At 61.9% G+C, this 22,752-nt stretch carries 23 protein-coding genes and 1 tRNA gene; 14 read left to right on the top strand and 10 right to left on the bottom strand.

All coding sequences use genetic code 11. The features are described from left to right. Window positions 1–33: 33 nt before the first annotated feature. Window positions 34–1,455: an argininosuccinate lyase gene (argH, locus tag DEJ54_RS02315; protein ID WP_113156030.1), complete on the bottom strand. Its 1,422-nt coding sequence runs from the start codon at window positions 1,453–1,455 to the stop codon at window positions 34–36. A 32-nt stretch (window positions 1,456–1,487) separates the two neighbouring features. Here argH and DEJ54_RS02310 point away from each other — a divergent pair, with 32 nt between their 5' ends. After that, on the top strand, window positions 1,488–2,168 hold the full coding sequence (locus DEJ54_RS02310; protein ID WP_113153138.1) for a TlpA disulfide reductase family protein: 681 nt from the start codon (window positions 1,488–1,490) through the stop codon (window positions 2,166–2,168). Window positions 2,169–2,222: 54 nt separating this feature from the next. Here the strand turns inward: DEJ54_RS02310 and DEJ54_RS02305 are convergent, their stop codons facing one another. After that, window positions 2,223–2,579, bottom strand: a complete 357-nt coding sequence (locus DEJ54_RS02305) for a 6-carboxytetrahydropterin synthase (protein ID WP_113153137.1) — start codon at window positions 2,577–2,579, stop codon at window positions 2,223–2,225. A gap of 274 nt (window positions 2,580–2,853) precedes the next feature. Here DEJ54_RS02305 and DEJ54_RS02300 point away from each other — a divergent pair, with 274 nt between their 5' ends. Together DEJ54_RS02300 and DEJ54_RS02295 are read left to right on the top strand one after the other, a co-directional pair. Further along, window positions 2,854–3,381: a molybdopterin-dependent oxidoreductase gene (locus tag DEJ54_RS02300; protein ID WP_204360847.1), complete on the top strand. Its 528-nt coding sequence runs from the start codon at window positions 2,854–2,856 to the stop codon at window positions 3,379–3,381. A 44-nt stretch (window positions 3,382–3,425) separates the two neighbouring features. Beyond that, window positions 3,426–5,819, top strand: a complete 2,394-nt coding sequence (locus tag DEJ54_RS02295; RefSeq protein ID WP_245447672.1) for a bifunctional diguanylate cyclase/phosphodiesterase — start codon at window positions 3,426–3,428, stop codon at window positions 5,817–5,819. A 12-nt stretch (window positions 5,820–5,831) separates the two neighbouring features. Here the strand turns inward: DEJ54_RS02295 and DEJ54_RS02290 are convergent, their stop codons facing one another. After that, the gene (locus DEJ54_RS02290; RefSeq protein ID WP_113153135.1) at window positions 5,832–7,469 is read right to left on the bottom strand and encodes an AMP-binding protein; all 1,638 of its coding nucleotides are present in this window, start codon (window positions 7,467–7,469) and stop codon (window positions 5,832–5,834) included. 85 nt (window positions 7,470–7,554) lie between these two features. Continuing rightward, window positions 7,555–7,639: transfer RNA gene (locus tag DEJ54_RS02285), tRNA-Leu, on the bottom strand. A gap of 157 nt (window positions 7,640–7,796) precedes the next feature. Between DEJ54_RS02285 and DEJ54_RS02280 the strand changes: the two genes are divergently transcribed. Both DEJ54_RS02280 and DEJ54_RS02275 read left to right on the top strand, forming a co-directional pair. Continuing rightward, window positions 7,797–8,378 carry a YqaA family protein gene (locus DEJ54_RS02280; RefSeq protein ID WP_113153134.1) on the top strand — a complete coding sequence of 194 codons (582 nt, stop codon included), beginning with the start codon at window positions 7,797–7,799 and terminating at the stop codon, window positions 8,376–8,378. A gap of 9 nt (window positions 8,379–8,387) precedes the next feature. Further along, entirely contained in the window at window positions 8,388–8,894 is a 507-nt protein-coding gene (locus tag DEJ54_RS02275) for a disulfide bond formation protein B (RefSeq protein WP_113153133.1), read from the top strand. Window positions 8,895–8,914: 20 nt separating this feature from the next. On the opposite strand, the gene DEJ54_RS02270 is transcribed toward DEJ54_RS02275, so the two are convergent. Both DEJ54_RS02270 and DEJ54_RS02265 read right to left on the bottom strand, forming a co-directional pair. Next, window positions 8,915–9,472, bottom strand: coding sequence for an HNH endonuclease (locus DEJ54_RS02270; RefSeq protein WP_113153132.1), 558 nt, complete (start codon window positions 9,470–9,472; stop codon window positions 8,915–8,917). Window positions 9,473–9,604: 132 nt separating this feature from the next. After that, window positions 9,605–10,249, bottom strand: a complete 645-nt coding sequence (locus tag DEJ54_RS02265) for a DNA-3-methyladenine glycosylase (RefSeq protein WP_113153131.1) — start codon at window positions 10,247–10,249, stop codon at window positions 9,605–9,607. A gap of 88 nt (window positions 10,250–10,337) precedes the next feature. Between DEJ54_RS02265 and gluQRS the strand changes: the two genes are divergently transcribed. Next, on the top strand, window positions 10,338–11,222 hold the full coding sequence (gluQRS, locus tag DEJ54_RS02260) for a tRNA glutamyl-Q(34) synthetase GluQRS (protein WP_113153130.1): 885 nt from the start codon (window positions 10,338–10,340) through the stop codon (window positions 11,220–11,222). A gap of 105 nt (window positions 11,223–11,327) precedes the next feature. Here gluQRS and DEJ54_RS02255 read toward each other — a convergent pair whose 3' ends face one another. After that, window positions 11,328–11,618: a hypothetical protein gene (locus tag DEJ54_RS02255; protein ID WP_113153129.1), complete on the bottom strand. Its 291-nt coding sequence runs from the start codon at window positions 11,616–11,618 to the stop codon at window positions 11,328–11,330. Window positions 11,619–11,810: 192 nt separating this feature from the next. Between DEJ54_RS02255 and DEJ54_RS02250 the strand changes: the two genes are divergently transcribed. Further along, window positions 11,811–12,716 carry a DMT family transporter gene (locus DEJ54_RS02250; protein ID WP_113153128.1) on the top strand — a complete coding sequence of 302 codons (906 nt, stop codon included), beginning with the start codon at window positions 11,811–11,813 and terminating at the stop codon, window positions 12,714–12,716. Here the strand turns inward: DEJ54_RS02250 and DEJ54_RS02245 are convergent. Continuing rightward, a complete protein-coding gene (locus tag DEJ54_RS02245; RefSeq protein ID WP_162742204.1) occupies window positions 12,680–13,534 on the bottom strand; it encodes a YihY/virulence factor BrkB family protein in 855 nt (284 codons plus the stop codon). The two genes, DEJ54_RS02250 and DEJ54_RS02245, sit on opposite strands and share 37 nt — an antisense overlap. 101 nt (window positions 13,535–13,635) lie before the next feature. Here DEJ54_RS02245 and DEJ54_RS02240 point away from each other — a divergent pair, with 101 nt between their 5' ends. The 7 genes from DEJ54_RS02240 to DEJ54_RS02210 all read left to right on the top strand — a co-directional run bounded on the left by DEJ54_RS02240 (window position 13,636) and on the right by DEJ54_RS02210 (window position 19,093). Continuing rightward, window positions 13,636–14,469, top strand: a complete 834-nt coding sequence (locus tag DEJ54_RS02240; RefSeq protein ID WP_113153127.1) for an SDR family oxidoreductase — start codon at window positions 13,636–13,638, stop codon at window positions 14,467–14,469. A 19-nt stretch (window positions 14,470–14,488) separates the two neighbouring features. Then, complete coding sequence (locus tag DEJ54_RS02235; RefSeq protein ID WP_113153126.1) at window positions 14,489–14,689, top strand: twin transmembrane helix small protein; 201 nt, start codon at window positions 14,489–14,491, stop codon at window positions 14,687–14,689. Between the two features lie 8 nt (window positions 14,690–14,697). Further along, entirely contained in the window at window positions 14,698–15,279 is a 582-nt protein-coding gene (locus DEJ54_RS02230; protein WP_113153125.1) for a cob(I)yrinic acid a,c-diamide adenosyltransferase, read from the top strand. Window positions 15,280–15,320: 41 nt separating this feature from the next. Then, window positions 15,321–16,088: a rhomboid family intramembrane serine protease gene (locus DEJ54_RS02225; protein WP_113153124.1), complete on the top strand. Its 768-nt coding sequence runs from the start codon at window positions 15,321–15,323 to the stop codon at window positions 16,086–16,088. Between the two features lie 213 nt (window positions 16,089–16,301). Then, window positions 16,302–17,051 carry an electron transfer flavoprotein subunit beta/FixA family protein gene (locus DEJ54_RS02220; protein WP_113156027.1) on the top strand — a complete coding sequence of 250 codons (750 nt, stop codon included), beginning with the start codon at window positions 16,302–16,304 and terminating at the stop codon, window positions 17,049–17,051. Window positions 17,052–17,067: 16 nt separating this feature from the next. Further along, on the top strand, window positions 17,068–17,997 hold the full coding sequence (locus DEJ54_RS02215) for an electron transfer flavoprotein subunit alpha/FixB family protein (protein ID WP_113153123.1): 930 nt from the start codon (window positions 17,068–17,070) through the stop codon (window positions 17,995–17,997). A 214-nt stretch (window positions 17,998–18,211) separates the two neighbouring features. After that, window positions 18,212–19,093 (top strand): 3-hydroxybutyryl-CoA dehydrogenase, encoded by an 882-nt coding sequence (locus tag DEJ54_RS02210; RefSeq protein ID WP_113153122.1) that lies wholly within the window; start codon window positions 18,212–18,214, stop codon window positions 19,091–19,093. A gap of 53 nt (window positions 19,094–19,146) precedes the next feature. Here the strand turns inward: DEJ54_RS02210 and DEJ54_RS02205 are convergent, their stop codons facing one another. Together DEJ54_RS02205 and DEJ54_RS02200 are read right to left on the bottom strand one after the other, a co-directional pair. Then, window positions 19,147–21,432, bottom strand: coding sequence for an acyl-CoA dehydrogenase (locus DEJ54_RS02205; protein ID WP_113153121.1), 2,286 nt, complete (start codon window positions 21,430–21,432; stop codon window positions 19,147–19,149). A 90-nt stretch (window positions 21,433–21,522) separates the two neighbouring features. After that, the gene (locus DEJ54_RS02200) at window positions 21,523–22,725 is read right to left on the bottom strand and encodes a GNAT family N-acetyltransferase (protein WP_371685973.1); all 1,203 of its coding nucleotides are present in this window, start codon (window positions 22,723–22,725) and stop codon (window positions 21,523–21,525) included. Window positions 22,726–22,752: the final 27 nt, after the last annotated feature.

The raw sequence follows: 22,752 nt of genomic DNA, 5'->3' as shown, positions 1-22,752 counted from the left end.
CGTTCCATTCCTCGAAAGTGCGTGGGCTGCGTTTTAGCGCTTTTTGGCGGGCGTTGCATCCCGTTTCAGGCGTTTCTTCCATGCGCTGATCTGGCGGGCCACTTCGGAGGGCGCGGTGCCGCCATAGGAGGTGCGGCTTTTCACGGAATTGCTGACCGACAGCACCGAGAAAACGCCATCGTGAATGGCCGGGTTGATCGCCTGCAGGTCTTCCAGCGCAAGCTTTTCAAGCCCGCACTTCTTTTCCTCGGCAAGCGCCACGGCGCGGCCCGTCACGTGATGCGCCTCGCGGAAAGGCAGGCCCGCTTCACGCACCAGCCAGTCGGCCAGGTCGGTTGCGGTGGAGAAACCGGCTCCGGCGGCCTCCTTCATGGCGGTCGTGTTGACCTCCATGTCGCCGACCATGCCGGTCATCGCGGCAAGCATCAGGTCGAGCGTCTCGGCAGCGTCGAAGACGGCTTCCTTGTCTTCCTGCATGTCCTTTGAATAGGCGAGCGGCAGGCCTTTCATCACCGTCAGCAACGCGATCAGGTCGCCATTGATGCGGCCGGTCTTGGCGCGGATCAGTTCAGCGGCGTCCGGGTTCTTCTTCTGCGGCATGATCGAGGAGCCGGTGGAGAAGGAATCGGACAGGCGCACGAAGCCGAACTGCGGCGTCGACCAGATGACGATTTCCTCGGCCAGACGTGAAAGGTGAATGGCGCAGATGGCCGAAAGCGACAGGAACTCCAGCGCGAAATCGCGGTCCGACACGGTGTCGATGGAGTTGCGGGTGGGCTCACGGAAACCGAGCGCCTCGGCCGTCATGTGACGGTCGACGGGGAAACCCGTGCCGGCAAGGGCGGCCACGCCTATCGGGCTTTCGTCCAGCCGCTCGATGGCGTCGCGCACGCGCGAACGGTCGCGGCCGAACATTTCGACATAGGCCATCAGATGGTGGCCGAACGTGACCGGCTGCGCCGACTGCAGATGCGTGAAGCCCGGCATGACGCTCGCGGCGTGTTCCTCGGCGCGGGTGAGAAAGGCCTCGATGAGGCCGCCAAGCGCGGCATCGACGCGCTGCAGCTCTTCCTTGACCCAGAGGCGGAAATCGAGCGCCACCTGATCATTGCGCGAACGCGCCGTGTGCAGGCGTCCTGCGGCCGGTCCGATAAGCTCGGCCAGACGCGCCTCGACATTCATGTGAATGTCTTCGAGCCTGGTGGAAAAGGTGAAGGAGCCAGCCTCGATCTCTGACAGGATCGTGTTCAGGCCCTCAACGATTTTTTTCTCGTCGTCAGCCGAAATTATGCCAGTCTTTGCCAGCATGGCGGCGTGGGCCAGGCTGCCGCGAATGTCCTGGGCGTAAAGCTTCTTGTCGAAACCGATGGATGCGTTGATCGCTTCCATGACGGCATCGGGTCCTGAGGCAAAACGTCCGCCCCACATGCGGTTGCTGGCTTGGTCTTCGCTCATCATGATAACCGGGCGCTAGTGTGGAAAGAAGAATGTCGAAGCAGAAACAAAAATTCCCGGCACTTCGCTTGGTCGTCCTGGCTGTTGCCGCGGGCGCTATAGCGGGTGCGATTGCGGTATACGTGAAGGGTGGGCTGGATGGCAACAAGCCGGCGACCCGGATTGCCGTCGATGCAGACAATGCGGTCTGTGAGGCGAAGCAGGAGCAGGCGCGCGCCATTGGCGCTGCGGCAACCGGTCACGTGGCGGCCATGCTGGCTGCCGATCCGCCGCGCTCGCTGAAAACACTGGCCTTTGCCGGTCCTGACGGCGAGGCGATGTCGGTCGGAGATTTTTCGGGCCGTGCGATCCTGATCAATCTCTGGGCCACCTGGTGCACGCCCTGCCGTGAGGAAATGCCGGCGCTTGATGCGCTGCAATCTGCCAAAGGCGGCGACGATTTCGAGGTTGTTGCGGTCAATGTGGATCGCGGCGACGATGAAAAGCCGACCGCGTTCCTGGAAGAAACGGGCATTGAGGCCCTGGGCTATTACCGCGACAGTTCGATGAAGATTTTCAACGATCTGAAAAGTCAGGGGCTGGCGCTTGGCCTGCCGGTGACGCTGCTTCTCGATCGGGAAGGCTGCCTCATGGCGCATATGAACGGACCCGCCGAATGGGCGAGCCCGGATGCCGGGCGTCTGATCGACGCGGTGGTTGCGAACCAGAAGTGATCCTGTCGGGGAGCTTCATGCTCCCCGAAATCGCTCCGGCAGCGGAAAGCCTTTTCAGGCAGCCGCGCGCGGGCTGTAGACGCAGCCTTCGGCCTGCCCGTCAGGGCCACGCTTGACCTCAACACGATCAACCGTGAGCGTTGTCTCCGAAAGCTTGTCGAAAATCCATTTGGCAAGATTTTCGAGCGAAGGGACCGACAGGCCGTCGATCTCGTTCAGATAGGTGTGGTCGAGGGTCTTGTGGACGACGGCTATCTGTTGTTCGACTTCATAGAGATTAGCCGCCCAGCCATAAACCGGGTCAGGTTCGCCGACGAGATGGACGGAGACCTTGAAGGAATGCCCGTGCAGACCGGAATAAGGCTCCAGCTTGTGCGCGGCCTCGAATGTAAATTCCTTGTACGTTTCCACTTCCTAATCCCCTGACTTTAAATGGATTTTCGGACTCACGATCGTTTCTTCCGGAGGAAGCTTTACCTTTCCTCAAGGCTGAGCGACGCCTGCCGTAGGTCGATCGGACGATCTGTTGTATAATCCTTTTGGCTTAAAGGTTTGGCACCCGCTTTGATGCCTGTCAATCTACCGGGACGAGTGTGCCAAAAGAGGCGTGCCGTTAACCTGTTGTTTGGTTAGCCGGCATTATCCTTGGCTGCGTTTTAATTTACGCCAGCAAAGAGGCTCAAGAATGACCAATAAAAATAACCGCGGAGGCTGGTTTGCGGCACTGGCGGTGCTGCTTTTCTCGTTTGTGGCTCCGGCCGCTGCGCAGAATGCCGAACTGCCAAAGCCCGAGGGCAATGTCATCCTGACGATTGACGGCAATATCGGTGCGACCAATGGGGAAGGCGTCGCCGATTTCGATATCGCCATGCTCGAGAAGCTGAAATCCGCAAAGATCAAGACGAGCACACCCTGGTTCGACAATGAGGTCGAGTTCGAAGGGGCGCTGATGACCGAGCTGATGAAGCTCGTTCAGGCAGATGGCAAGGAAGTGGTTGTCACGGCGCTGAACGACTATCAGGCGCCGGTGCCGATTGCCGATTTTGCCGCGCATGGCACGATCCTCGCCTACAAGCGCGACGGAGAGTACATGCCGGTCAGCGACAAGGGGCCGCTCTTCATCATCTATCCTTACGATTCCTCACCTGAACTGAACACGCAGAAATACTACTCTCGTTCCGTCTGGCAGATTCGACGCTTTACCGTTCGCTAGGCGTCTGACAAGCTCTGTTCATGGCGGGACCGGAAACAATACATATGAAGCGTCGCACGGCCTCTCGTGTAGTGCAGGTGGTTCTTTCCATCGGCATGATCGCATTGGCCGTTGCGGCGCTTTATATTTCTGTTCTGGTGTTCCAGCGTCAGGAAGCACTGACGCAGATATTCCGCTACAACATCGCCTATAGCGCCAGCCAGGGCATGAACGAGCTCCTGCGCTTCAGGCGGACCCTGACGGCGGCGCTCATTGATCCGCCGCAGGTTACCAAGCAGGATGTGGAGCTGCGCTACCAGATCCTGCTCAGCAGGCTGAGCCTGTTCGAGCAGGGCGAGTTCATGAACTTCGTCACTGCATTGCCGGAAAACCGGGAAACGGTCGACGAACTGGCAAGCGCGCTGGACGAAATCGGCGGATTTATCGGCGAAATCGACGATCCGGAAGTGGCCCAGCAGGCGCTCGACCTGACAGCGCCGCTTGAACGCAAGATGGTCGCGCTCGCTTCCAAGGCGAATGAATATGGAGCGACGGCGCAGGCGGAGGATCAGAGGCAGCTTCTCACACTGCACTGGATATTCTCATCCCTTGCGCTTTCGCTCGTCGTGTCGGGCTTCATCTTCATCGCTATGCTGCGATGGCAGCACCGGCTGCAGATCAGTGTGCAGCAGCGGCTGAAAGCGACCAATGAGGATCTGTTGCGAACGAGCGCGGAGCTCAGCGAAAGCGCTGCCGCCGCACGTCGCGCCAATGAAGAGTTGATTACCCAGAACCTGCTCTTCAACACGGCGCTGAACAACATGTCCCACGGCCTTTGCATGTTCGATGCAGAGGGCAAGCTGATCGTCAGCAATCAGAAGATGGAGAACATCTACGGTCTGAGCCAGGAGCAGCTCCGGCTGGGCACGTCGCTCGACATGCTGATCCAGCACATGGTCGAGACCGGCGCCTGCGCGGAATATGAGGCCGAACAGCTCTCTCAGATGCAATGCAAGCTGATCGAAGAGGATCGGTCCGATACGCTGATACAGGAACTGCGCGATGGGCGCACCATTCTGATTTCCCACCAGCCGATGCGCGGCGGCGGCTGGGTTGCGACTTATGAAGACATAACCGAGCGGCACAAGGCGCAGGCGCAGGTTGCCTATATGGCCCGCCACGACACGCTGACCGATCTTCCCAATCGCATTTTGATGCGTGAGCAGCTGGAGGACATTCTTGCCTCCAGCAGCGACCGGGGGCTCGCCACGGCGGTGATGTGTGTCGACCTCGACAATTTCAAAAGCATCAACGACACGCTCGGCCACCCGGTTGGCGACGCCCTTCTGCGCGCTGTTGCCGGGCGCATTCGCAACACGGTGCGCGAGACGGATGCGGTGGCGCGTCTTGGCGGCGACGAATTTGTGGTTGTTCAGGGCAATGTCGAAAAGCCGGAGCAGGCGAGCAGCCTGGCCAAGCGGCTGATCGAGGCGCTGGACGAACCCTATATCATCGAGGGGCATCAGGTGCTTACCGGCGCAAGCGTCGGCATCGCCATTGCCGAAGCCGACGAACAGGGCGGTGACCTTCTCATGCAGGCGGACGTAGCGCTCTATCAGGCCAAGGGCGATGGACGCGGTGTGTTCCGCTTCTATGAGGCCGGCATGAACAAGCGCCTGCAGCGCCGTCGCTCGCTGGAAGCGGAGTTGCGCGCGGCCAATCTGGACGAGCAGTTCCATCTCGTCTTCCAGCCGATCATCGGGCTTGGAACCAACCGGGTCACCACTTTCGAGGCGCTGCTGCGCTGGACACACCCGGTGCACGGACCGATCTCGCCGGACGAGTTTATCCGCATTGCCGAGGAAACGGGCGCGATCGTGCCCATTGGCGAATGGGTGCTGCGCCGCGTCTGCCTTGAGATGAAGTCGTTGCCGGACAATATCAGCATCGCAGCGAACCTCTCGCCGATGCAGTTCAAGCGGGATGACATCGTGGAGACGGTCGCGCGTGTTCTCTCCGAGACCGACACGCCGGCAAACCGCCTCGAACTCGAGATCACCGAAACGCTGCTTCTGGAAGACAGCCGCAAGCTGCACACGGATCTGCGTCGGCTGCGCAAGCTGGGCACCCGCATCTCGCTCGACGATTTCGGCACCGGCTATTCATCGCTCAGCTATCTGCAGAAATTCGCCTTCGACAAGGTGAAGATCGACCGCCTTTTCATCAAGGAAATCACCAAGAGCGCGGATCAGGCGGCGATTGTTCAGACCATCGTGAACCTGGCCTTCACGCTGGGCATGACCACGGTGGTGGAAGGTGTCGAGATGGAAGAGCAGTTGCGCATCATTCGCGCCATGGGTTGCGATGAAGCGCAGGGCAATCTGTTCAGCAAGCCGATCCCTGCCTCCGAAATTCCCGACTTCCTGGCTGCGCACAAGCTTCGCCGCTATGCGGCCTGATCCCGAAAGCCTTTAATCTTCTGTACGTTCGTTTCGCGCGCGCTCGCGGAAAATGCGCCGTATGACCTTGCCGGTCGTCGTGAGGGGCATGGATTCCACGAAAGCGATTTCGCGCGGATATTCGTGGGCTGAAAGGCGTTCACGCACCCATAATCGAATGTCCTCGGCAAGCGCGTCGCTGGGGTCGGCTCCCTCGCGCAGGACGATATAGGCCTTCACGATTTCGGTGCGCACGGGATCGGGTTTGCCCACGGCGGCGGCGAGCGCCACGTCGGGATGGCCCGTCAGGCAATCCTCGATCTCCGTTGGCCCGATGCGATAGCCGGCCGAGGTGATGACGTCATCGTCGCGTCCGACGAAATGGATGTACCCGTCTTCATCGCAAACGCCCTGATCGCCGGTCGTCATCCAGTCGCCGATGAATTTTTCGGCGGTCGCGGCTTCGTTCTCCCAGTAACCCAGAAACATCACCGGGTCGGGCCTCAGAATGGCGATGTCGCCAGCCTCATGGGCGGGCAGGGGGCGACCCTCCCTGTCGATGACGGCAACCCGGTGTCCGGGAACCGGCAGGCCGATCGCGCCGGGCCGCCCCACATTGAGCGCATGGCAGGACGAAAGGACGAGGTTGCATTCGGTCTGTCCGTAGAACTCGTTGATCTCCAGACCAAGCGCATTGCGCGCCCACTCGAATGTTTCGCGCCCGAGCGCTTCGCCGCCGGAGCCGATGGTGCGCAGGGAAAGGTCGAAACGCTTCCGGATATCGGGAACGGCTTTCAGCATGCGCAGCGCCGTGGGCGGGATGAAGGCGTTGCGCACCTTCATCTTCTCCATAAGGCCAAGCGCCGTTTCGGGGTCGAATTTCTCAAACCGGCCCGCGACGACGGGTGTGCCGAGATAAAGGCCGGGCAGGAGCACGTTGAGCAGACCGCCCGCCCACGCCCAGTCGGCCGGGGTCCACAGGAGATCGCCTTCCTGCGGCAGGAATTCATGGTGGAACTGAACGCCCGGCAGGTGCCCCAGCAAGACCCGGTGCCCGTGCAGCGCGCCCTTGGGCGGTCCGGTGGTGCCGGATGTGAAAATCATCATGGCCGGATCGTCCGGCCCCGTGGCGGCCGCTTCGAAGGGGCCGGCATTCTCGGCGATGATGCGGTGAAAATCCTGCGTGTCGCCACTTGCCCCGTCCACACAGACCGAAAGCCTCAGTGCGGGGAGCCTGTCCCGGATGCGCGCAATCTTGGAGAGCCCGGTATCATTGGTGATCACCGCCGCAGCGCCCGACGTGAACAGCCGGTATTCGAGCGCTTCGGCCCCGAAGAGGAGGGCGAGCGGCACGGCGATTGCGCCAAGCTTGTAGATCGCAGCATGCGCAATCGCGGTCTCGAAGGATTGCGGCAGGAGCAGAGCAACCCGGTCGCCACGCCTGATGCCGGCTCGTGCAAGGCCTGCGGCCAGCGCATCGGAGTGCGCGGCAAACATGCCGTAGGTCAGCGTGGCGGGTGTCTCGCCGGGCCTGTATTCGAAAAGGGCGATGCGTTCGGGCGCGCGTTTCGCCCAGTCATTGGAGATGGCTGTACCGATATTGAACGTCTGCGGGATGTTCCAGCGGAACCCGTCATAAAGCGCTTTGTAGCTTTCGCGCCGTTCAAGCATCGTCGTGACATGTCCTCCCCTGTCCGTCGCCTTGATGCTCTCGGGAGCCAGTGTCCCTCTAAGGAACCAGTGTCCCTTGGGGAAATGGTGCCCCTGGCCGGACTCGAACCAGCACTCCTTGCGGAACTCGATTTTGAGTCGAGCGCGTCTACCAATTCCGCCACAGGGGCCCGCCGCGAACGGCCGGACAGGCAGCGGACTATACGGGGAAGCGGGGCTCCGTCAACACTTTGCGAGACAAAACGCCCCGCGTTTCGCGTCTTTTGTCGCCAGCGTTGCACATGGCCGCCGCAGCGGCTAGACAAAGCGCCTCATCGAGGGCCATCCATGCTTCGCAAACTCTACGACTGGACCATGTCGCTGGCAGCCACACGGCATGCCGAAAAAGCGCTGGCCTCCGTGTCTTTCATCGAAAGCTCCGTGTTTCCCATCCCGCCGGATGTGCTGCTGATTCCGATGGTGTTATCGGAGCGCGCCAAATGGCTGCGCTACGCGCTCATCTGCACCGTCAGCTCCGTTCTCGGCGCGCTTCTGGGCTATTTCATCGGCGCGTTTCTCTACGAAGCGGTCGGGCAGCCGATTCTCGCCTTCTACGGCAAGGAAGATGCCTTCGATCAGGTGGCCGGCTGGTACAACACCTGGGGCGGCTGGGGTGTGCTCTTCGCGGCGGTAACGCCGTTCCCCTACAAGGTGCTCACCATCTTTTCGGGCGCGACGGGGCTCAACCTCGTTACCTTCGTGGTGGTGTCGATCATCGGCCGCGGCCTGCGCTTCTTTCTGGTGTCGTGGCTGCTCTACAAGTTCGGCCCGCCGATCCGCGTCTTCATCGAAAAGAATCTTGGCCTTCTTTTCACCCTTTTCATGGTTTTGCTGGTCGGTGGTTTTGTCGCCATCCGCTACATTTTCTAGAGGCCTTCCATGTCCCTTACCGCTCCCACCGGCGCTACCCAGAAATTGAGCGCTGCGCTGCTGGCCGTTGGCATGGCGGCGACCGTCGGCATTGCCCTCGGCTTCGAGCACATTGGCGGCTACATTCCCTGCATGCTGTGCCTCGAACAGCGCACGCCCTATTACATTGGCGCGCCGTTGATGCTTCTGGCGCTGCTGGCGTCATGGTTGAAAGCGCCCGCCATTGTCACGCGCGGCCTGCTTCTGGCCGGTGGCGCGCTCATGCTCTACGGCATGGGGCTCGGTGCGTATCATTCCGGTGTGGAATGGGGCTGGTGGGAAGGCCCTGCCGATTGCGGAGCCGGTGCCGCAAACCAGGATTTCGGCGGCAATCTGCTCGATCAGCTCAACGCCGTGATCCCGCCGTCCTGTAGCGAGGCGGCCGGTCGTTTCCTCGGCCTGTCATTTGCTGGCTGGAACGTTCTGGCAAGCGCACTCTGGGCGGTCATCGCCCTTCGCGCCGCCTTCAAGCGGTAGGAAAGCCGCTAGCGAACAGGCTAGGGCTGCAGTTCAACATCCCAGTAAAGGTAATCCATCCAGCTTTCGTGCAGATAGTTGGGTGGGAAGAGCCGCCCGTTGTTGTGCAGATCCTGAACGGTGGGGCGGTAGGGTTTTTGCTGCGGCCACATCTTTGCCCGTGAAGGCATGACGCCGCCCTTCTTCAGATTGCAGGGCGAGCAGGCCGCGACCACGTTTTCCCAGGATGTGACACCGCCAAGGCGGCGGGGAACGACATGATCGAAGGTGAGGTCTTCATGGGTGCCGCAATACTGGCACCGGAAGCGGTCGCGCAGGAACACGTTGAAACGTGTGAAGGCTGGATAGCGCGACGGCTTTACATAGGTTTTCAGGCAGATCACGCTCGGCAGCTTCATCGCGAAGGATGGCGAGGAAACCTGCTGGTCGTACTCGGCAACGATGTTCACCCGGTCGAGGAAGACTGCCTTGATGGCATCCTGCCACGACCACAGTGACAAAGGATAATAACTGAGCGGTCTGTAGTCCGCATTCAGCACCAGAGCAGGCATGCTGTCTGGCGAGGCCGCGATCGTCACGTCTTTGAAGCTCCTTCAACTGACCAAGTCGATCGATGCAAATACTGTAAGCCCGCCGTGACAGGATTGTGAAGCGCATATTTTGCTTTATGACATTTCAAACAGCTGGTTTTTCGCTGTTTTTTGCGTCGATCAGGGCAAAGGAGCGGCTTCGTGCCCTTTTCTCTCCCGATAATAGGCCCAGAACAGGCGTGCGGCGACGGCGCGAAGCGGCGTCCATGATTCGGCCAGCAAGGCCAGATCGCGGGGATTGGGGCGCTCGGACAGGGCCAGGGCATCGGCAACGGCAGCCTGAAGCGCGACATCGCCGGCCGGAAAAACATCCGGGTGACCGGCGGCGACAAGCAGATAGACCTGCGCGGTCCATGGGCCGATGCCGGGCAGCGCGGTGAGCCGGGCGATGGCCTGATCGGCGTCAAGCGCACACAGCGCCTCAAGGTCGAGCCCGTCATCCCGGATCGCGCAGGAGAGCGCCAGAACGGTGCGCTGCTTGGCGCGTGAGAGGCCGGCAGCGATCAGCGGTTCTTCGCCGCCCGAAAGCACTGCGTCCGGTGTCAGCGGATTCACCAGCCTGACAAGCCGCCCTTCAATGGCGTCGGCGCTGGCGCGGGAAACCTGCTGGGACACGATGATGGAAACGAGGCTCGCAAATCCGGGTGCGGTGCGCCGGAGCGGAACCTCGCCCGCCCGCGCGCGCACGGCTTCAAGGCGGGGATCGATCCTGACAAGCGCGTCCAGCGCCTCCAGAATGTGTGCATCCGTGTCTATGCGGTGCATGGCGGCGCTGTGTCCTCTTCTTGCCGAGCACGAAAGAAAGCCGTAGCAATCGACGAATGCCGACCGCAACCCGATTCACGATTTACCCATGACACGCCCGGTTTTCCGGTTCGCGCCGAGCCCGAACGGCCAGCTTCATCTTGGCCACGCCTATTCCGCGCTTTTGAACCATCAGATGGCGCGCGAGGCCGATGGCCGGTTTCTCCTGCGCATGGAAGACATCGACGTGACGCGCTGCACGCCCGAGCTGGAGCGTGGTGTGCTGCATGATCTGGCCTGGCTGGGGCTTAACTGGGAGCAGCCGGTGCGCCGTCAGTCGGAGCATTTCGACGATTATCGTGCGGCTCTGGAACAGCTTGTCGATGCGGATCTTGTCTATCCCGCCTTCATGAGCCGGGGCGAGGTGCGGGCGAGCATTGCCTGTTACGAGGCTGATGGCGCGTCATGGCCGCGTGATCCGGATGGTGCGCCGGTTTATCCGGGCGACGACAGGTACCTCACGCCGGAAGAGCGCGAAGCGCGCATTGCCGAGGGGGCGGCCTTCGCGTGGCGTCTCGACATGCGTGCGGCGATTGCGCATGTGGGCAAACCGCTTTTCTGGGACGAGACAGGGCAGGGACCGAAGGGCGAGACGGGAAGCGTTGCCGCCGATCCAGAAGCCTGGGGTGACGTGGTGATTGCGCGTAAAGAAATCCCCGCAAGCTATCACCTGTCAGTCGTCGTCGATGATGCGCTTCAGGGCGTCAACCATGTGGTGCGTGGGCGTGACCTGTTTTACGCGACGGCAGTTCATCGCTTGCTTCAGGAGCTTCTGGGCCTGCCGGTCCCGCAGTACCACCATCACGATCTGATCCTCGATGATGATGGTCGCAAGCTTTCCAAGAGCCGGGGTGACACGAGCCTCGACGCCCTCAGGGCAAGCGGCGCAACGCCGGAGGACATCAGGCGCATGATCGGCTTTCCGGTATCCTGACCCTGGATCGCTGTTGGTCTGCACCGACGCACAAAGGGTGCTTCAAGCTATTCCTGGAGCATCGGAACAACCCGAAAACCGGATTCCATTTTTCGGGCCGAGGTTCTAGCCGATCCTTTTGATGATGGCCTTGATGATGACGAGGAGGAGCAGCGCGCCAAACGCGCCGCCGAGGCCCGCCAACGCCGCGTCGAGCAGGCTCCCGAAGCGCGTGCCACGTTCGTTGAAAACATAAATGGTGCCGAAGAAGGCGAGCGTGATGATCGTGGCGTTGCCGAGTGTGCCGAATCCATCATCGCCCAGCGCGGCGCTGAGGCCGAGCGAGAGGATATAGGAGATCATTGTCACGGCAACGAGCGCGAACAACAGCCAGCTCATGTCCAGTTTCATCAGCATTCGCGCATCCCCCCGGTGGCGCAACAGATCATCTTTCTTGATCGTATGATGGAAATGTTTCGCTTTCCTTGCGGGGTGCGTGGCTGATAAAGCCGCGCTCAGACCGCCAGCCAATGGATTGCCGTGCGTCCATGGGGACGAACAAAGGGCAATCCGGCCTTCCGATGCTCCAGACGCAGGGACAAGAGACCGATGCAAGACCTTACGCGGGCCATCCCGGCCCTCTTCGTCCTCCTCTGGGCGACGGGCTTCATCGGCGCGCGTTACGCCATGCCCTGGGCCGAGCCCTTCACCTTTCTGTGGGTGCGCTTTGCCATCACCTTCGGCGTCCTGCTTCTGATCATCCCTCTGGTGAAAGCGAAGGCGATTGGCCCGTTGAACGCCATGCACGCGGCAATCGCCGGCGTGCTGATGCATGGTGTTTATCTGGGAGGCGTGTTCTGGGCTGTCCGTCAGGGGCTTCCGGCGGGCTTTGCCGGCCTGATCGTCGGGCTCCAGCCCATGCTGACCGCCGTGATCGCCGGTCTTTTCCTTGGCGAGACGGTGACGCGCAAGCACTGGCTCGGCCTTGTGGTCGGGCTTGTCGGCGTCGCCACCGTGCTGTCGCCGAAATTCGGCTCGGCCACGGACGGCGTCACGGTTGCAACGCTCGGCGCGGCCATCGTCGCGGTGATCGCCATGAGCGTGGGCACGGTGTGGCAGAAGTGTTTCGTGGCGACGGCCGATCTGGTCACGGTGACGCTCTGGCAATATGTCGGCGGCTGGGCGGTGGCCTTCCTGATCGCCATGCTGTTTGAGACCGGGGATTTCGTGCTGAACGGCGAACTGGTGTTCGCCATGGTCTGGCTGGTCTTCGTCCTGTCGCTGGGCGCGATCTTCCTTCTGATGATCCTCATCCGCGAAGGGGAAGTGGCCCGCGTGGCCTCGCTCTTCTATCTCGTGCCGGGCGTGACCGCCCTGATGGCGTGGGTGCTGTTTGACGAAACGCTGAGCCCGATCCAGCTTGTCGGCATGGCCATCACCACATTCGGGGTGGCGCTGGCGACGCGGCGCGGCCCGCGTCAGTCGGCTCCGGCCACGATGCGCGCCTCGCGATAGCGCTTGATCGAGGCGTTCAGCTCACCGCCGAGAATGAACATCGCCGAGATGATGTAGAGGAACACCACCGCGATCATGATCGAGGCGAGGCCGGCATAGGTGCTGGCATAGCTGCTGAAACGGCCGAGATAGGCCGCGAAGACGCTCGAGCCGACGAAGGAGCCGAGCAGGGTGAAGGCAATGCCCGGCAACACATCCAGAAGGCTGCGACGCCCCGCCGGCAGCCACAGATGCACGGTGATCAGCGCCAGGATGAGAACCGTCAGCGCGATGACGTAGCGCCAGAATGTGATGGTGCCCACATAAGGCGCGATCCACTCGAAATTGCTTTCGGCGATGTTCAGCGCCACGGGCGCGATGACGAGAAGCAGGCTGATCGCCAGAAAGCCGATGGTCGCCACCAGCACGAAGATCAGGCTCTGCGCGCGCAGCCGAAAGATCGAACGCTGTTCGCTGACCCGGTAGGCGCGGTTGAGCGAGAGGCGCAGCGCCTCCACGCCATTGGACGCGAAAACGCCCGCAAGCACGACACCGAAGGTCAGGACGTCGCTGCGGCGCACGCCAAGCACATTGTGCACTTCCTGCGCGATCGGCTCTGCAACCTCTTTGGGCCATGTGTCGAAGATAAGGTCCACCGCCTGCTGCGAAAAGGCGTCGGCTCCCAGAAAGCTGGCGAGAGCCGTTGCGAAGATCAGGAACGGAAACAGCGCCATCAGCGCAGAGATCGCCACGTGACTGGCCATTGCCCAGCCGTCATCGGTGTTGAAGTGGCCGAGCGCATCGCCGAGGATGCGTCTTGTGGCGTTCAGTCCGCGCACGGCTGTTCCTTTCAGTTCGATTCCAAGACTGCTTTTTATTGTTTCGCACCGGTCAATATGTGAAACCGAGGCACTTATAAACAAGTGCAGACGGGAATTTCATGGGCCAGGGCCGGACAATTCTGATCACCGGAGCATCATCGGGCATCGGGGCCTGGTGCGCCAGTGCCCTGCAAAAAGATGGCTGGCGGGTCTTCGCAACGGTGCGCCGCCCGGAGGATCGCGCGACGCTGGAGGCGCAGGGGATCGAGCCGCTTTATCTGGATTACGCCGAGCCCGAATCAATTGCCGCCCTTGTCGAAGAGGTGCTGCAACGCACCGGCGGCACGCTTGATGCGCTTTTCAACAATGGCGCTTATGCGCAGGCCGGCGCGGTCGAGGATCTGCCGGTGGAGGCGCTGCGTCATCAGTTCGAGGTGAATGTCTTCGGCTGGCACGATCTCACCCGGCGCATCGTACCCGTCATGCGCCGGCAGGGGCATGGCCGCATCGTCCACTGCTCGTCGATCCTCGGTCTCGTGCCGATCAGGTTTCGCGGGGCCTATGCCGCGTCCAAACATGCGCTGGAAGGGCTGATGCTCTGCCAGCGGGCGGAACTGGAAGGATCGGGCATTCATGTTTCGCTGATCGAGCCGGGGCCGATTGCCTCGAAAATGGCCAGCAATGGCCTGCCATGGTTCGAGCGTTTCATCGACCATGAAAACTCCGTTCACCGCGAGGCCTATGAGGCGCAGCTGGCGCGGTTGCGGCAGGGCGGCGTGAAATCACGCTTCAAGCTTGAGCCGGATGCCGTCTATGTTCAGCTCGCCCACGCGCTTCTTTCCCCACGCCCGAAGCCGCACTATGTGGTAACCACACCGGCGCGCATCGGTGTCGCATTGAAACGTCTCCTGCCTGCGCGCATGCTCTACAGCTTCCTGTCGAATCAGGGTTGAATCCGAGAAGAAAACCGCCATGGAAACACTCTTCAATATCCTCTCCATCCTCGTGATGATGGCGGTCGTGATCGTCCTCATTCGCGGCCTCATGAACATGATGCGCGGCGGGTCCGCCAACACGTCCAACAAGCTGATGCAGGCGCGCGTCATCCTTCAGGCAATCGCCATCGTCTTCGTCGTTCTCGCGCTCTATTACGCGCGCTCGAAGGGCGGCTGAGGCGCTTCATGGTCAAGCTGAACAAGATCTACACCCGCACGGGCGATGACGGGACGACGGGGCTTGGCTCGCGCGAGCGCCGCCTGAAGAGCGATTTGCGGGTCGCCTCCTACGGCACGGTGGACGAGGCCAATGCCTGCATCGGCATGGCCCGCATTCATCTGGCCGAGACCGCGCCGGCAATCGACGCGATGCTTGTGCGCATCCAGAACGATCTTTTCGACCTGGGTGCAGATCTTGCGACGCCCGACACGGGCGAGGTGCTGGAATATGAGCCCCTGCGCATCGTCCAGAGCCAGGTGGACCGGCTGGAGGCGGATATCGATGCGCTGAATGCCGAGCTTGCGCCGCTGCGCTCCTTCGTTCTGCCCGGAGGCAAACCGGCGGCGGCGGCGCTTCATCTTGCCCGCACGGTCTCGCGGCGGGCCGAGCGCCTCATGGTGGAACTCAGAACCATTGAGGGCGAAATCGTGAGTGACGAGGCCATGCGCTACATCAACCGCGTGTCGGATTTCCTCTTCGTCGCCTCCCGGGCCGTCAATGACAATGGCGCGCTCGACGTGCTATGGGTGCCTGGGCAAAATCGCTGACGAAAGTCGGGCCGGGATCGGGGCCCGCGAAGAGGGCTCCGATGTTCATACCGCTGCACGACGCAAACAGCCTGCGGCATATCAACCGGCAATATGTCACGCTGACCATCATTGCGGTCAACGTGATCGCCTATCTGATAACGACGGTCGGCGGCACTGATTTCGCTTTCGCCGCCGCGATTGGCCTGGGTTACATTCCCTCCGTCGCCTACGATCTCGCCGTGCTTCCGCCCGAGCTTGATCTCGTGCCGGAACCGCTGACCTACATCACCTACACTTTCCTGCATGGCGACCTGATGCATCTGGGCGGCAACATGCTGTTTTTGTGGGTGTTCGGCGACAATGTGGAAGATGCGCTCGGCCATTTCCGCTTTCTGGTCTTCTATGTGCTCTGCGGCGTGGCCGGCGCTTATATGCATGGCTTCATTGCGCCGGCTTCCAATGCGCCGCTGATCGGCGCTTCTGGCTCGATTGCCGGCATTGTCGCCGCCTATCTGATCCTGCATCCCCGGGTGAAAGTATGGGTGCTGGCTTTTGCCCGCATTCCGTTGCGCATTCCGGCTTTCGTTCTTCTGGCGCTGTGGATCGGCTTTCAGTTCCTGATGCTGGTGATCGACACGGAAAACCAGATCTCCTGGGCGGCCCATGCCGGCGGCATTCTGGCGGGCGCCGTACTGGTGTTTATCCTCAAGCGCCGGGATGTGCCGCTGTTCGACCGCAGCATTGAAAAACCGCGGGCGGTGGAGCTGGAGAAACCCGACATGGCGCGGCCGCTTGAAAGCGGGCAGCCCCGCTGGGGACGACAATAGGGCGTTTCGACATATTGACGTGAACGTTAGGCCTCTCTACGGTCCCGCCAACTCCGGCGGCGAGCCGCATGAAGGGGGGAGGAGGCGTGTTCTGAATTTCCCCGCACATGTCGGCATTCGGCTAACCGGCTAATCCGTCTGCTGTTATTCAGCATCAGAACCCTGCTGTTATTCAGCATCAGAACCGAAGTCCACCATGGAAGGTGAATGCGCATGAAAGTCCTTGTTCCGGTAAAGCGGGTCATCGACGCCAATGTGAAGCCCCGCGTGAAGGCGGATGGCTCGGGTGTCGAGCTGACGAACGTCAAGATGGCGATGAACCCGTTCTGTGAAATCGCGGTCGAAGAAGCGATCCGCATGAAGGAAGCCGGCAAGGTCGAAGAAATCGTCGCCGTTTCGATTGGCCCGGACAAGGCCCAGGAAACGCTGCGCACCGCGCTCGCCATGGGCGCTGACCGCGCAATCCTGGTGAAGACCGACGATGCGGTCGAGCCGCTCGACGTCGCCAAGATCCTCAAGGGCGTGGCCGATGAAGAAAAGCCGGAGATCGTGATCCTCGGCAAGCAGGCCATCGACGATGATTCCAACCAGACCGGCCAGATGCTTGCAGCACTGCTCGGCTGGAGCCAGGGCACGTTCGCATCGGATGTGGAGCTTGCTGACGGCAAGGCCAAGGTCACCCGTGAGGTGGATGGTGGTCTTCAGGTGGTCGAGCTCAAGCTGCCGGCCATCGTGACCACGGATCTGCGCCTGAACGAGCCGCGCTACGCGTCTCTGCCCAACATCATGAAGGCCAAGAAGAAGCCGCTCGACGCCAAGACGCCGGGTGACTACGGGGTCGAGGTCAAGGCGCGTCTCAACGTGCTGAAAACCGAGGAACCGGCTGGCCGCAAGGCAGGCATCAAGGTGGGCTCCGTCGCCGAACTGGTCGACAAGCTCAAGAACGAAGCCGGCGTGCTTTAAGGGGAAGGGAAAAAAGATGGCTATTCTTCTGGTTGCCGAACACGACAACGAAACCCTTTCCGACCAGACCGCCAAGGCGCTGTCCGCCGCGAGCCAGATCGGCTCCGACGTTGATGTGCTGGTTGCCGGCAAGGGCGCAAAGGCTGCTGCCGATGCCGCAGCGAAGCTTGCCGGCGTGCGCAAGGTTCTGCTTGCCGAGAGCGACGCGCTTGCCGAGCGTCTCGCCGAGCCGCTGGCCGATCTGGTCGTCTCGCTGGCTGGCGATTACGACACCTTCGTCGCGCCCGCCACCACCACCGGCAAGAACGTCATGCCGCGCGTTGCAGCGCTGCTCGACGTGATGCAGGTGTCCGACATCGTCGAAGTGGTCGACGCCAAGACCTTCAAGCGTCCGATCTACGCCGGCAACGCGATCCAGACGGTCGAATCGACCGACGACAAGCGCGTCATCACCGTTCGCACGGCCACTTTCCATGCTGCCGCCGAGGGTGGTTCGGCCGCTGTCGAGACCATCGACGCGCCTGCCGCTTCCGATCTGTCGAGCTTCGTTGAAAACCGCATCGCCGAGAGCGACCGTCCCGAACTGACGTCGGCACGGGTCATCATTTCCGGTGGCCGCGCGCTCGGTTCGGAAGAGAAGTTCAACGAGGTCATCCTGCCGGTGGCCGACAAGCTGGGCGCTGCCGTTGGCGCTTCGCGCGCTGCCGTCGATGCGGGTTATGCCCCGAACGACTGGCAGGTGGGCCAGACCGGCAAGGTCGTTGCACCCGAACTCTACATTGCCTGCGGCATTTCCGGCGCGATTCAGCACCTGGCGGGCATGAAGGACTCCAAGGTGATCGTCGCGATCAACAAGGACGAGGAAGCCCCGATCTTCCAGGTCGCCGATTACGGCCTGGTTGCAGACCTTTTCGACGTGCTGCCGGAGCTCGAAAAGGCGCTTTAAGCCAATAATCAGAACACCGGAATCTCAGGCAACAGCCCCGCTTTCGAGCGGGGCTTTTTTTATGCGGCGTTCACGGCTCCGCCAGCGCCACCGTTCGCGGCAGAGCTGGCCAAGGATTTTGTAAGCGGGGGTAGACGCCATTGCGCGGCCCATCTAGTTTGCACTGCAACAACAGCGACGAAGGGTGCGGACCGCACTTCACGGGGTTTTCGACATGACTGGAAAGATTGAAAAAGTGGGTGTGATCGGTGCGGGTCAGATGGGCAGCGGCATTGCCCATGTGGCGGCGCTGGCAGGTTTTGACGTGAAACTCTACGACCTTTCCTCGGAGCGGATCGAGGCCGGCATCGCAACCATCTCCGGCAACATGGCGCGCCAGGTCTCTTCGGGCAAGCTGGAAGACAAGGTGCGCCAGGATGCGCTGGCCCGCATCGCGCCCGCGACCACCATGGAAGCGCTGGCTGACATGGATCTGGTCATCGAGGCGGCCACCGAGGATGAGACGGTCAAGCGCAAGATCTTCGCCCAGCTCTGCCCGGTCCTGAACCCCGAGGCCATCGTCGCAACCAACACCTCGTCCATCTCGATCACGCGCCTTGCGGCACAGACGGATCGCCCCGAGCGCTTCATCGGCATTCACTTCATGAACCCGGTTCCGGTGATGAAGCTGGTCGAGCTGGTGCGTGGCATCGCCACGGAAGATGACACGTTCGAGAAGGCGCGCGGTTTCGTCGACAGCCTTGATAAGACCATCACGGTTGCCGAAGACTTCCCGGCCTTCATCGTCAACCGCATCCTGCTGCCGATGATCAACGAGGCGATCTACACGCTTTACGAGGGCGTCGGCACGGTCGAGGCCATCGACACCGCCATGAAGCTTGGCGCGAACCATCCGATGGGCCCGCTGCAGCTTGCCGACTTCATCGGCCTCGACACCTGCCTGTCGATCATGCAGGTGCTCTATGAGGGCTTAGCAGACTCCAAGTACCGCCCATGTCCGCTTCTCGTGAAATATGTCGAGGCAGGCTGGCTTGGCCGCAAGACCGGTCGCGGCTTCTACGATTATCGCGGCGAAACGCCGGTGCCGACGCGCTAGAATAATCGCGGTCAGGTGTATAACCTGACTGCTTTTGCCGGCTCTGACCGGCGCTATTCGGCAGCCTGTCGCCGCGGTGTCTTTCGCCGCGCGGCAGGCTTCTTCTTTTTATGTTGGTCTGCGGTGGCGGAGATGTCTTCCATCGGAAAGGCATCCACCGCGATCACCCGCGCGACCGCCTCCTGCGCTTCGCGAAGCTGCGTGAACTCGCCATCGGTGATGAGGTCCATGTCGTGTGCTTCCTGCGGGTCGCTGACCTTGCTGGCGCGCATCTTCTTCTCGATGGGCGCTGCGTCGATGACGAGCCGGAAGGCGCGTTCCAGATCCTTCAGCGGATGGTGGTCATGCCCCTGACCCAGATAGAGATCCGGCGTCAGCCGGTCCCGCTGCTCTGACGGTTTCATGAGAATTTCGGCAAGCTGCGAGGAAAGCCTGTCGGACGGCGCCGGTTTGGGCACGCCAAGGGGGAAGGCGATCAGGCGCACCAGCCAGGCGGCGGGCCGTGCCGGCAGATTGTCCAGAACGCCACGGAAGGCAACGCCGAGGCGTGCTTCGCCCTCAAGCATCAGATAGTCGACGATGGGCTTGTCTTCGGCAAACCGCCCCTCGCTCTCATAGCGTTTGAGCACTGCACCGAGGAGGTAGAGTTCGGCCAGAATGTCGCCCAGCCGCGCGGAGATCATCTCCCTGCGCTTGAGGGAGCCGCCAAGCGTCAGCAGGGCGAAATCCGAGAGCAGGGCGAAGGCCGCCGAATAGCGCGACAGCTTCTTCCAGTGATGCGGCATCGCCGCACTTTCGGGCGCGGGCCCGAGGAAGCCGCCGCTCCAGCCGCGAACGAAAGCGCGTCCCGCAGTCTTGAGGGCGTGGCCGACATGCTTCCAGAACGTGTCGTCGAAATGATCGAGCCCTTCTTCCCTGTTGTCGCTTGAAAGCGCCAGAAGCTCTTCCAGCATATAAGGGTGGGAGCGGATTGCACCCTGTCCGTAGATCATCAGATTGCGGGTGAGGATGTTCGCGCCTTCGACCGTGATGCCGACGGGAACGGCGCGATACATCGCGCCCATATAGTTGTTCGGCCCGTCGATGACGGCCTTGCCGCCATGAATGTCCATGGCGTGCTCCACGGAGCGGCGCATGCGCTCGGTGGCGTGGTATTTCATGATTGCCGAGACGACCGAGGGCTTGTGCCCTTCATCCAGCGCCGCCAGCGTGACGCGCCGCGCGGCATCGATCAGATAAGCGTTGCCGCACAGTTCGGCGAGCGGCTCCTGAATGCCCTCGAACATGCCGATGGGCACGTTGAACTGCGTGCGCACCCGCGCATAGGCCCCGGTGGCGCGCGCGCACATGGCGGCGGATGCGGCCGACTGAGAGGGAAGCGAAATGCTGCGACCGGCGGCGAGCGCCGTCATCAGCATGGTCCAGCCCTGGCCGATCTGTTCCTCGCCGCCGAGAATGTGATCAAGCGGCACGAACACGTCCTCGCCGTAGAGCGGTCCGTTCTGGAAGAAGGTGTATTGCGGAATGTGCCGGTCGCCGTGGCGCACGCCCTTCGTGTCGGTGGGCAAAAGGGCGACGGTGATGCCCAGATCCTCGCCCCGGCCAAGATGGTTTTCCGGGTCGTGCATCTTGAAGGCGAGGCCCATCACCGTGGCGATGGGGCCAAGCGTGATGTAGCGCTTGTGGAAGTTGAGACGCAGGCCGAGCACCTTCTTGCCCTTCCACGTGCCGTATTCCACCACGCCCGTGTCAGTCATGGCGGCGGCGTCGGAGCCCGCATGGGGCGAGGTGAGGCCGAAACAGGGCACTTCGCGGCCGTCGGCCAGCCGCGGCAGCCAGTATTTGCGCTGCGCCTCTGTGCCGAAATGCATGAGCAGTTCGCCGGGGCCGAGCGAATTGGGCACCATCACCGTGACGCCCGCCACGATGCTGGCGGAAGAGAGCGTGCGCACCACTTCCGAATGCGCGGTGTTGGAAAAGCCGAGCCCGCCGAATTCCTTCGGGATGATCATGCCGAAGAATTTGTTCCTGCGCATGAAGTCCCAGACGGCGGGCGACAGGTCGCGGTCACGCCAGTTCAGCGTCCAGTCGTCGACCATGGCGCAGAGTTCGCGCACCGGCCCGTCCATGAAGGCCTGTTCCTCGTCCGAAAGACGCGCCGGCGGCATTGCCACAAGCTGCTCCCAGTCGGGATCGCCGGTGAACAGCTCGCCATCCCACCAGACCGTGCCTGCGTCGATCGCCTCGCGTTCCGTTTCCGAAATCGGCGGCATGATCTTTCGCGCCCAGTTGAAGATGGGCTTCGAAACATGGTCGCGGCGGAAAGTCTTCAAACGCATGGCCAGCCTCCGATGTTGCGCCAATATATCAGGCTTGCACGTTATAGGCGAACGACGGACGGCCCGGGTTTGTTCCCGAACGTGGAAGCTTTACCCGAGCGCGCTGCGCAGGCGGTTTCGGGCAATCCGGAGCCGGTTTCGCACACGCCGTGTCAGGCTGAGCTGCGCCGCCGCCTTGCGGACATGCCGGTCCGAATCGGGCGTGAGCCCCACAACCATGGTGCCGAGCGGCCTCCGCTCGCTCCACAGGCGGCTCATCACGGGATGATCCGGCACCGCGCAGGAATCCGTCATGATGATGTTGGGATCGTCCAGATGCGTCTTGGTGACCTCGATCATGAGAAGCGTGCCGGGCGAATAGGCGGCGAAGCCCTCGTCATAGGCCGTCTTCCACGTGTAGGCGGTGCCGTTTTCGATGAACACGATGAGGCACGCGATCACCGCATCATCGAGCGTCAGCATGTGAATGCGGCACATGTCGCGCTCGCACAGCCGGTGCACGGCTTCGCGGGCGAAGGCGGCGCGGTAGCGGTCGATGGCCATGGCCGAGCGTTCGCGGCCCTTCCAGCCCGAAGCCTCAAGCGTCAGAAACGCTTCGATGCCGTGACGCACCTCGTCGGGGTGGCGGGCGATCCTGTAGTCCAGCTTGCCCATTTCGCCCAGCCGGCGCTTGAGGCGGCGGAACTCGCGATAGTGATGGGCGCGCAGCGAATCGCGCAGATAGGTGTCGCCATCAAGCGCGCTTTCGAGCGTCGGGCGCTCGATGCGGTTGGTGATCTGGAAGGGCAGGTTCCGGGCATCCACCACCGTGCGCAGGATCGCCGCAAATGCGCCGTCCAGTCCCACATCCGGCAGAACGAACACTTTCGGGTGGTCGAGATGGGGCCGCGCCAGCATGGCGAAGAAATCCTCGATCACGCCGGCCGGATCGTCATAGTCGACCAGTGGCGTGCCCAGAGGGCCAAACGGGTTCGACCAGGTGCGCAGAACCGGAACGCTGAAAGGCAGAAGCGGGCGCTCGATGGTGAAGGGAACGAGAAGCCGCAGGCGGCTCCGCTCCTCCGTGCCGTCGCGGATGACCGCAAGCCGCACTTCGCGGTCTTCAAGGCGCGGCATGGCCGGCGCCAGAAAACGCGGATTGAAGAAGATGTTGGTCTCGATGGAACGCGCGGCCAGATAGTCGAGCTCGTCCACCAGCTCGAAGCCGGCGGACGCCGGATAGATGGCGAGCTTGCGTTCGCTCTGCTCGGCTGCAAGCAGCGCCAGATGTCTGGTGTCGGTTTTCTGCGCGATATCGGTCAGGTGATCGCTTGCCGCGCC

The organism is Nitratireductor sp. OM-1 (assembly GCF_003296175.1).
GTDB classification, from domain to species: Bacteria; Pseudomonadota; Alphaproteobacteria; order Rhizobiales; family Rhizobiaceae; genus Nitratireductor; species Nitratireductor aquimarinus.
Note: the sequence above shows the minus strand (reverse complement) of the source record. Positions and strands in the feature narration are given on the sequence as shown.

Coding starts and splice junctions, on each gene's coding strand:
- argH (WP_113156030.1), bottom strand. CDS start 1,455: ATGAGCGAAGACCAAGCCAGCAACCGCATGTGGGGCGGACGTTTTGCC.
- DEJ54_RS02310 (WP_113153138.1), top strand. CDS start 1,488: ATGTCGAAGCAGAAACAAAAATTCCCGGCACTTCGCTTGGTCGTCCTG.
- DEJ54_RS02300 (WP_204360847.1), top strand. CDS start 2,854: ATGACCAATAAAAATAACCGCGGAGGCTGGTTTGCGGCACTGGCGGTG.
- DEJ54_RS02295 (WP_245447672.1), top strand. CDS start 3,426: ATGAAGCGTCGCACGGCCTCTCGTGTAGTGCAGGTGGTTCTTTCCATC.
- DEJ54_RS02290 (WP_113153135.1), bottom strand. CDS start 7,469: ATGCTTGAACGGCGCGAAAGCTACAAAGCGCTTTATGACGGGTTCCGC.
- DEJ54_RS02280 (WP_113153134.1), top strand. CDS start 7,797: ATGCTTCGCAAACTCTACGACTGGACCATGTCGCTGGCAGCCACACGG.
- DEJ54_RS02275 (WP_113153133.1), top strand. CDS start 8,388: ATGTCCCTTACCGCTCCCACCGGCGCTACCCAGAAATTGAGCGCTGCG.
- DEJ54_RS02265 (WP_113153131.1), bottom strand. CDS start 10,249: ATGCACCGCATAGACACGGATGCACACATTCTGGAGGCGCTGGACGCG.
- gluQRS (WP_113153130.1), top strand. CDS start 10,338: ATGACACGCCCGGTTTTCCGGTTCGCGCCGAGCCCGAACGGCCAGCTT.
- DEJ54_RS02255 (WP_113153129.1), bottom strand. CDS start 11,618: ATGCTGATGAAACTGGACATGAGCTGGCTGTTGTTCGCGCTCGTTGCC.
- DEJ54_RS02250 (WP_113153128.1), top strand. CDS start 11,811: ATGCAAGACCTTACGCGGGCCATCCCGGCCCTCTTCGTCCTCCTCTGG.
- DEJ54_RS02240 (WP_113153127.1), top strand. CDS start 13,636: ATGGGCCAGGGCCGGACAATTCTGATCACCGGAGCATCATCGGGCATC.
- DEJ54_RS02235 (WP_113153126.1), top strand. CDS start 14,489: ATGGAAACACTCTTCAATATCCTCTCCATCCTCGTGATGATGGCGGTC.
- DEJ54_RS02230 (WP_113153125.1), top strand. CDS start 14,698: ATGGTCAAGCTGAACAAGATCTACACCCGCACGGGCGATGACGGGACG.
- DEJ54_RS02225 (WP_113153124.1), top strand. CDS start 15,321: ATGTTCATACCGCTGCACGACGCAAACAGCCTGCGGCATATCAACCGG.
- DEJ54_RS02220 (WP_113156027.1), top strand. CDS start 16,302: ATGAAAGTCCTTGTTCCGGTAAAGCGGGTCATCGACGCCAATGTGAAG.
- DEJ54_RS02215 (WP_113153123.1), top strand. CDS start 17,068: ATGGCTATTCTTCTGGTTGCCGAACACGACAACGAAACCCTTTCCGAC.
- DEJ54_RS02210 (WP_113153122.1), top strand. CDS start 18,212: ATGACTGGAAAGATTGAAAAAGTGGGTGTGATCGGTGCGGGTCAGATG.
- DEJ54_RS02205 (WP_113153121.1), bottom strand. CDS start 21,432: ATGCGTTTGAAGACTTTCCGCCGCGACCATGTTTCGAAGCCCATCTTC.